This window comes from Amycolatopsis thailandensis, from assembly GCF_042723255.1.
Lineage (GTDB): Bacteria > Actinomycetota > Actinomycetes > Mycobacteriales > Pseudonocardiaceae > Amycolatopsis > Amycolatopsis thailandensis.
Genome location: NZ_JBHXJK010000256.1, coordinates 1 through 3,998, shown reverse-complemented (window position 1 = coordinate 3,998; position 3,998 = coordinate 1). Strand labels below are relative to the sequence as shown.

The window sequence follows — 3,998 nt, the reverse complement described above, 5'->3', positions numbered from 1 at the left end:
GCCAACCCAGCCTGCAACACCATGAACAACGACGCACCCACAGACCGAGCCACCACCCCCAAACCACCCACCAACCCCGCATCCAACCCGAACCACACGGTGTCGCCCGCATACGAAGCGACAGCCGGGCGCGGCCGGTCGAGGGGCACGGTGGATTCGGCGGGCAGTCCGGCGAGCCTGTCCGTCCAGTAGGCGACCTGCCGGGTGAACAGGCTGTCGTCGGCGTTCTCATCGCCGAGCAGCGTTCGCTGCCACAGCGTGTAGTCGGCGTACTGGACGGGCAGTTGCGACCAGCCGGGCACGACACCATCGCGGCGGGCAGTGTAGGCAGCGACGAGGTCACGCGCGAGCGGGCCCATCGACCAGCCGTCACCCGCGATGTGATGCACCAGCACCAGCAACACCGACGTCGACTCGTCAACCTCGAACAACGTCGTCCGGATCGGTATCTCCCCAGCCAGATCGAACTCGTACCGCGCCGCGCCGCTCAGCGTCTCCGTGAGACCGGCTTCGGTCGTCCGGTCGGCGTGCAGGGACGGCCGGTCGTCGGTGACGAGCTGGTGCGGACGGCCGTCGATCTCGGGGAACACCGTCCGCAGCGACTCGTGCCGTCCGACGACATCGCCGAGAGCCGCCTCCAGTGCCCCGCGGTCCAGGTCGCCCGTGAGCCGAAGGGCGAGCGCGATGTTGTAGGTCGCTGACGGCCCCTCCAGCTTGTGCAGGAACCACAACCGCTGCTGCGCGAACGACAACGGCAGCACGTCGGGACGGTCTCGCGGCACCAGCGCGGGCCGGTCCGAGCCGCCGTGGACGCGCTCGGCGAGCCTGGCCACGGTGTCCGCGTCGAAGAGCGCGCGAACCGGCAGATCCACCCCGAACACCGCCCGGATCCGGCTGACCAGCCGGGTCGCGAGCAGAGAGTGTCCGCCAAGGTCGAAGAAGCCGTCGTCGACGCCGACCGTCGGCCGACCGAGGATTTCCGCGAACAGTCCACACAGGACTTCTTCCTGAGGGGTCCGCGGGGCACGGCCGGTGACCTGGTGCCCGCCGGGTTCGGGCAGGGCAGCGCGGTCGACCTTGCCATTATCGGTCAACGGGATCTCGCCGATCGCGAGGAACACGGCCGGGACGAGGTGCTCCGGCAGCCGCTCGGCGAGCCGTTCCCGCAGCCGCGCCAGCAGCCGGCCGGTGGTCCGGGAACCGAGCGGGTTGTTCACCAGCGCGGACCGGGGGCGCCCACTGCCGGGGTGCCGGTACACGCCGGTCAGCCGGTCGTCGTCACCGGCGGGCAGGAGGACGGCTTCGTAGGTGGCGGACTCGTGCGGGGACCACGTCGTCACCACCCGGCGGCCGGCACGCTCACCCCAGGCGTGCAATTCCTCCGGATCCAGCCCGGTCCCGGAGCGCAGGTGGGAGCGGACTTCATCGAGGGACGCGTGCCGCGCCAGGGCCAGTGCGGCCGCCGCTTCCCCGGCCAGCCGGGGGCTCCGGATCCCGGTGAGCCGCACCGGGCCGTCGAGGCCGCCCAGCTCGTCCAGACCGGCGAACTCCACCTCCGGCAGGTCCGCGACCGACGTCGCGAGCACGGGATCGCGATGGATGACCACTTCGTAGCGGTGCCGGGTCAGCTCGTTGTGCGGTTGACCCCGTTTGAGCCGGATGTCGATCCCGGCCGCGTTCTCCTCGGCCCACGACGAGAAGAAGCCTGGATCGACGACCAGCTCCTTCTCCAGCAACACGGCCTGCTCGACAGCGGCGCGCAGGCGCTCGACGGATTTCGCCCGTCCGGCCTGAACCGCCGTGTGCAGAGCACGGACCGTCCGTTGATGCCGCACGTCACCGACGAAGATCCGGCCACCCGGCGCGAGCAGTCGCAGGGCGCCGTCCAGGACGCGCGCCAAGTAGGCGCCATCCGGGAAGTACTGGACGATCGAATTCAGCACCACCACATCGAAGAAGTGGTTCGGCAAACCGGTAACGTCGTCCGCGGGCTGACAGCGCAGTTCGACGCGCTCCGCGTCCACCTGGGCGCGCAGCCGTTCGATCACCGGCGCCGAGAAGTCGGTCGCCCAATAAGACTCGACGTCGTTCAGCAGAGGCCCAAGCAGCAGACCGGAGCCGACGCCGATCTCCAAGATCCGGCGCGGCGACGACTCCCGGATCCGCTCGACCGCAGCCGCCTGCCACGACTTCATCTCCTCCAGCGGAATCGGCTCACCGGTATAAGAGCTGTTCCAACCGGTGAAATCCGAACCCAGCGTGGCGGTCTGCTCGGCTCCGTACATCGTGTCGTAGACGTCACGCCACTCATCGACCTGCTCGTCACCGATCTCCGGAGCGGTGTCGTGCTCCTGGACGACGTAGGCGACCAGCCGGTCCTCCCGCGCGACTACAACGGCTCGGGCGACCTCGGGCTGGTCGAGCAACGCGGCCTCGACCTCGCCCGGCTCGACCCGGAACCCGCGCACCTTCACCTGATCATCAACCCTGCCGACGAACTCCAGTTCACCACGGCGGTTCCAGCGCACCCGGTCACCGGTCCGGTACATCCGCGCCCCAGGCCCCCCGAATGGATCGGCCACGAACCGGTCTGAAGTCAGGTCCGGACGGCCGAGGTAGCCGCGCGCGACTCCGGCGCCCGAGACGTACAGGTCGCCGGGGACTCCCGGGGCCGTCAAGCGCAGCCGCTCGTCGAGGACATAAGTCCGCATGGTGTCCATCGGGACGCCGATCGGGACCGTCCCTTGTGGAATGTCGTCCCACGTCATCACATGCCGGGTCGCGAAGGTCGTCGTCTCCGTCGGGCCATACCCATCCACCACGGAGATCCCCGGATACGCCTCGAACACCCGGCGGACGGCCTCGGGTGACACCACGTCACCCCCGGTCCAAACCTGCTCCACCGACTCGAAGCAGTCAAGATGGTGCTCGGTCATCACACTGAACAACCCGGCCGTCAGCCACAACCCGGTGACCCCGCCACTTACGACAGTCCTCGCCAGCACCGCCGCGTCGAACTCCCCCGACGGCGCCAACACCAGCGTCCCACCATGAATCAGCGGAACCCACAATTCATACGTGGAGGCGTCGAACACCTGCGGCGAATGCACCAGCACCCGCCGATGCGCCTCACCCCAACACCCGTCCGAGACCAGCCCGACGACATCGGCGTGCGTCACCGCCACACCCTTCGGCACGCCGGTGGACCCCGACGTGAACATCACATACGCCAAATTTCTCGGATCCACCAAGACGTCCGGATCAACCCGCGAACTGTCGTCCGTCTCCGGCAACTCACGCAATACCAGCACCGGATCCACATGATCGACCAAATCGCCGATCCGGCCGGCCGGATACGACGGATCCACCGGCACATAGACACCGCCGGCCTTCACCACCGCCACGATCGCCACAACCAACTCGACCGAACGCTCCAGCAACAACACCACCCGGCGCTCCGGGCCCACACCCTGGCCGATCAGCCAATGCGCCAACCGATTCGCCCGCGCGTCCAACTCTCCATAGGACAATTCGACACCACCGGCCACCACCGCGACCGCACCCGAATCCCGCTCCACCCGGGCACGGAACAACTCCGGCAGCGTGCGGGCGGGCGCGTCCAGGACCGGGGCCGCGGTGAGCCGGGCGCTTTCCCCCGGAGCCAGGATGTCGACGTCGTTGATCGAGCGGTCCGGGTGGTCGACCATGGTCCGCAGGACACGGAGCCAGCGTTCGACGAAGTCTTCGATGGTCTCCCGGTCGAACAGTTCGGTCGCGTATTCGACGGCACCCGCGAGACCGCCGTCCGGCTTCTCGGCGAGATTCAGGAACAGGTCGAACCGCGCGGCGCCCACCAGTGCGGTCTCCGGACGGACGTCCAGTCCCGGCAGGGTGAATCGCGGCTCTTCGTTGTTCTGTAGGGCGAGAGCGATCTGGAACAACGGATGATGCGCCGACGAACGACGAGGATTCAACCGCTCCACCAACAACTCGAACGG

1 protein-coding gene is annotated in these 3,998 nt (G+C 68.4%); it reads right to left on the bottom strand.

The features are described from left to right. Positions 1-3,941: non-ribosomal peptide synthetase (locus tag ACFWMR_RS42440; protein WP_378382478.1), on the bottom strand; the 3,941-nt coding region annotated here is incomplete at its 3' end. Positions 3,942-3,998 lie beyond the last annotated feature (57 nt).